Here is a 4,353-nt window from a genome sequence, read left to right as displayed (position 1 = left end):
ATCCCGACTTTGCCGAGGACCAGGTGGCCCTGCTGCGCCAGATCCAGGAGGCGGCCAGGCGTGCCGACGACGACGTCGACGCCGCTCTGGAGTTCGGCGATCTGCTGCTCGTACGGGCGACCGCCGTAAATCGAGGTGATCGACAGCGGGCGTGACGTGCCGTCGACGGTTACCTGGACGCCCTTCGCGGCGACCTCGAGGTCTTCGGTCACCTGGACGCACAGCTCGCGCGTCGGGACGATGATCAGGGCGCGCGGCGTGGTGTCTAGCGCGCGCAGGCCGGTCGCGTCCGCATTGACCAGTCGGTGCAGCAGCGGGACACCGAAACCGAAGGTCTTGCCCATGCCGGTACGCGCCTGACCGATCAGGTCGCTGCCCGCGAGTGCGAGGGGGAGCGTGAGCTCCTGGATGGCGAACGTGCGGGTCTTGCCGTCGGCTTCGAGTGCGGCGACGATCTGCGGATCGACACCGAGTTCGGTGAATGTGGGAGCTTGGTGGCCCTCGTCGACGATCGTCGTCACGATCGAGTCGTCGGTGACGGTTGCGTCAGTGCTCATATGCGGATGTGCCTCTCGTGTGCTTCGTGCACGCACACGCGAGGCCATCGCGGGGTCTGCTCGTCGGCAGGCCCTCTCACGAGCCGTACTTCGGTGCGCGCTCAAGGTCGGACGTGGCCGCTGCCGCAGCTTCCGGCGGTTCATGCTCAGGCGCTGCGCTGCGGGATTGTCCCCACGTCTGGTCCAGAGTGTACCGCCTTGCCTACTCTGGCTCTCATGTCGAACACGTCGAACGCCAACGCCAAGCTCTACGGACTCCTTCTCGCAGGAGAGTTCGCGGCCTGCTACCGCCTGATCGACGAGTCGGCGATGGCGCCGACGACCACCGACCGCGTCGCCATCGCGCGACTGATCGCGGCCGAGATGGCGCACTTCGAAGAACTGTCCGACGCGGTGGCCGCAGCGGGCGCGGACCCGGACCTCGTCGTCGGCGCCCACGCCAGCGTCTTCGACGACTACCACCGTGCGACGCTGCCGAGTTCGTGGCTCGAAGCCCTGGTCAAGATCTATATCGGTGACGGACTGGCCGCCGACTTCTACGCCGAGTTGGCCGATCGGATGTCGGCCGACGTGCAGGGCGTCATGGCGTCGGTGATGGGCTCGACCGGATCGTCGCAGTTCGCGGTCGACAACGTGCGCGCCGCGATCGCCGCAGATCCGGCACTCCGGTCGCCGTTGACGCTGTGGGGTCGCCGACTTCTCGGTGAGGCGATCACGCACATGCAGTGGGTCCTCGCCGAGGAGGACGAGGTGATGGACATGTTGTTCACCGGCGATGCGGGGCTGGCGACGGCTGCGGCCTTCTTCGACGGGATCGCCGAGCGCCACGCCCAGCGCATGGCCGACCTCGGGTTGGGGTAAGCACCGTCGTTCGGGCGAGTAGAGTCGGTCGCCATGAGCGTTGAGGTGAAGATCGGCATCGACAACAACCCCCGAGAACTGGCAGTGACCACGCCCGCGACCGGCGATGAGGTGGATGCGAAGGTGTCCGCGGCACTCGACGGGACGGACGCGGTGCTGTCCCTGGTCGACGAGAAGGGATCGCGGATGATCGTGCCGTCCGCGAAGATCGCCTACGTGGAGGTCGGCACCAGCGAATCGCGTCGCGTCGGCTTCGGAGCCTGACCCCGAGCCCGGAGCGAACCCCGATACCAGAACCACAGAAGGCCGCCGGAACGACTCCGGCGGCCTTCAGTGGTTTTCCAGATCTTGCGGATTCCCGGTGTGGATCAGCCGTTCGCGAGATCCTGCATCGGGACGCCTGCCAGTCCGCCCCACAGGAGGGCGACGGTGGTTTCGACTGCCGACGACTTGTCGATCGGCCGGTTGGCCTCGACCCAGTAGCGAGCGTTCACCTGGCTGGCGCCGACGAGGCCCGCTGCCAGCATCCGCGAGCGGTGGGGGTCCAGACCCGAGTCCTGCATGACGAGGCCGTAGACGGCGTCGACGCACGCGTCCGAGGCTCCCTCCACCCTGCGGATCACTGCGGGATCCATTGCGTCGGAAGCGAAGATCAGTCGGTAGCCGGAGTTGTCGTCGTCGATGAAGTCGAAGAACGCCTGCACGGCGGCCTGCACACGCTGACGGTTGTTGGTGGTTGCCGCAAGCGCCAGGTTGACATCCGAGACGAGCTTCTCGGCGTGCGAATCGACCACCGCGATGTACAGGTCGAGCTTGGACGGGAAATGCTGGTACAGAACCGGTTTGCTGACTCCGGCGTGTACAGCGATCTCGTCCATGCCCGCGGAGTGATAGCCCCGCTCGACGAAGATCTCGCTGGCCGCGTCGAGGAGCTGGCGGCGACGGGCGCTGCGGGGCAGTCGTGTCTGGCCGCGGCCCGACGCAGCCGGGGTCGAGGCCGTGGGAGCGGCGGAGTTGGCGGTCGTCATCGCCCCAGAATACTCGTGAGTCACTACGTCTTGTGACTGAGTCGAATCGCCGGGCGGGGTGCTCACTTCGAGCCGTGTGGTTCTTGTGACAGAGTTAGACGGGTGACCGGAAATCCTGAGCCCGGGGTGCAGCGCCCCCGCCGTCCGCGGCCCGACCAGCCGCTGCGTGCTCGGTGGGACCCGATCGCCGACGATCACGAGGCCGACGATCCGGCGAAGCCGCGTAACGCATTCGTGCGCTTCGTCGAGGCATTCGGATGGCGTGCGTACGCCATCCCGGTTCTCGCGATCCTCACGATCGTCCTGCTGGTAGTGACTGTCCGTGGCGGCGGCGGCGACGAGGACAAGGCGAGCGCCACGCCGTCCGATGAGCGCAATGCGAGAGTCAGCGAGGAGACGCACGCGATCGGTGCGCCGACCGGCGACATCCAAGAGGAGGCGTTGCCCGCAGGCGACCTGCCCGAGGGCGGCCCGTTCACCCGCAACGGTGACAAGGACTACCGGGTGGTCCGAGGTACCGGAGCCAAGATCGGCACCGGAGGCCAGGAGTACACGTACACCGTCGAGGTGGAGAAGGGCATCGATCCGGTCCAGTACTCGGGCGATCAGTCGTTCGCGAAACTCGTCGACACGACTCTCGCGAACAAGCGCAGTTGGATCGGGGACGGCAAAGTGTCGTTCCGGCGCGTCGACTCCGGCGATCCCGACCTGCGGATCACGCTCGCTTCCACCGGGACCGCGCGCGAACTGTGCGGCTACCAGATCAAACTCGAGACGTCGTGTTTCTATCCGCCCGAGGCGCGCGTGACGTTGAACGAGGCGCGGTGGGTGCGCGGAGCCGCCGTCTTCGCAGGCGACGACATGACGTACCGTCAGTACCTGATCAACCACGAGGTCGGCCACGGCATCGGATATGAGAATCACCGTCCCTGCGAGGAGAACGGCGCCCTCGCGCCGATCATGATGCAGCAGACGTTCGGCACCGCGAACAGCGAGATCCTGGCGCTCGACCCCGATATGAAGGCCGATCGCTCGTTGGTGTGCAGGCCGAACGCCTGGCCGTTCCCGGGCTGACTCGCATGGGCGCCATGCCACCGGTCGTCGACCCCGGCGCGGAACTCACGCGCGAGGAGGTCGCTCGGTACAGCAGGCATCTGATCATCCCCGACATCGGGGTGACGGGGCAGCGGCGGTTGAAGAACGCTCGGATTCTCGTGATGGGCGCGGGCGGTCTCGGCTCGCCGACGCTGCTCTACCTCGCGGCCGCGGGTGTCGGCACCATCGGGATCGTCGACTTCGACACCGTCGACGAATCGAACCTGCAACGCCAGGTGATCCATGGTGTCGCCGACCTGGACCGGCCGAAGACGCACAGCGCTCAGGACTCGATCGCGGCAGTGAATCCGCTGGTGAACGTGGTTCTGCACGAGCAGCGGTTGGAGCCCGAGGGGGCCGTCGAACTGTTTGAGCAGTACGACGTGATCGTCGACGGCACCGACAATTTTGCGACCCGTTACCTGTGCAACGATGCCGCGGTCCTGGCAGGCAAACCGCTCGTCTGGGGGTCGATCTACCGGTTCGACGGCCAGGTGTCGGTGTTCTGGGAGGCCGCACCCGACGGCCGCGGGCTCAACCTGCGCGACCTCTACCCGCAGGCACCGCCGCCCGGGAGTGTGCCGTCGTGCGCCGAGGGCGGGGTGCTCGGCGTGCTGTGCGCGTCGATCGGTTCGGTGATGACGACCGAGGCGATCAAACTCGTCTGCGGTCTCGGGGAGTCTCTGCTGGGCCGAGTGCTGATGTACGACGCGCTGACGATGAACTATCGGACCGTGCGCATCGAGAAGGATCCGGCGGGTGCGGCGATCACCGCGCTGATCGACTACGACGAGTTCTGCGGAGTCGTCTCC

The 4,353-nt window shown here is 66.8% G+C and carries 6 protein-coding genes; 4 read left to right on the top strand and 2 right to left on the bottom strand.

All coding sequences use genetic code 11. The features are described from left to right. A partial coding sequence (locus tag ACTIMF_RS18690) for a DEAD/DEAH box helicase (protein WP_442351784.1) occupies nucleotides 1-557 on the bottom strand: 557 nt, incomplete at its 3' end. Between the two features lie 216 nt (nucleotides 558-773). Here ACTIMF_RS18690 and ACTIMF_RS18685 point away from each other — a divergent pair. Next, entirely contained in the window at nucleotides 774-1,418 is a 645-nt protein-coding gene (locus ACTIMF_RS18685; RefSeq protein ID WP_442351783.1) for a ferritin-like fold-containing protein, read from the top strand. Between the two features lie 33 nt (nucleotides 1,419-1,451). Further along, nucleotides 1,452-1,682 carry a DUF3107 domain-containing protein gene (locus tag ACTIMF_RS18680; protein ID WP_442351782.1) on the top strand — a complete coding sequence of 77 codons (231 nt, stop codon included), beginning with the start codon at nucleotides 1,452-1,454 and terminating at the stop codon, nucleotides 1,680-1,682. Nucleotides 1,683-1,786: 104 nt separating this feature from the next. Here ACTIMF_RS18680 and ACTIMF_RS18675 read toward each other — a convergent pair whose 3' ends face one another. After that, nucleotides 1,787-2,446, bottom strand: a complete 660-nt coding sequence (locus ACTIMF_RS18675; protein WP_442351781.1) for a TetR/AcrR family transcriptional regulator — start codon at nucleotides 2,444-2,446, stop codon at nucleotides 1,787-1,789. Nucleotides 2,447-2,548: 102 nt separating this feature from the next. On the opposite strand from ACTIMF_RS18675, the gene ACTIMF_RS18670 reads away from it, so the two are divergent. Together ACTIMF_RS18670 and moeB are read left to right on the top strand one after the other, a co-directional pair. Then, nucleotides 2,549-3,520 carry a DUF3152 domain-containing protein gene (locus ACTIMF_RS18670; protein WP_442351780.1) on the top strand — a complete coding sequence of 324 codons (972 nt, stop codon included), beginning with the start codon at nucleotides 2,549-2,551 and terminating at the stop codon, nucleotides 3,518-3,520. Between the two features lie 5 nt (nucleotides 3,521-3,525). Further along, on the top strand, nucleotides 3,526-4,353 hold an 828-nt coding region (gene moeB / locus ACTIMF_RS18665; protein WP_442351791.1), incomplete at its 3' end, for a molybdopterin-synthase adenylyltransferase MoeB.

Origin of the sequence: Gordonia sp. (in: high G+C Gram-positive bacteria) (assembly GCF_052106715.1) — a bacterium.
Taxonomy (GTDB): domain Bacteria; phylum Actinomycetota; class Actinomycetes; order Mycobacteriales; family Mycobacteriaceae; genus Gordonia.
Note: the sequence above shows the minus strand (reverse complement) of the source record. Positions and strands in the feature narration are given on the sequence as shown.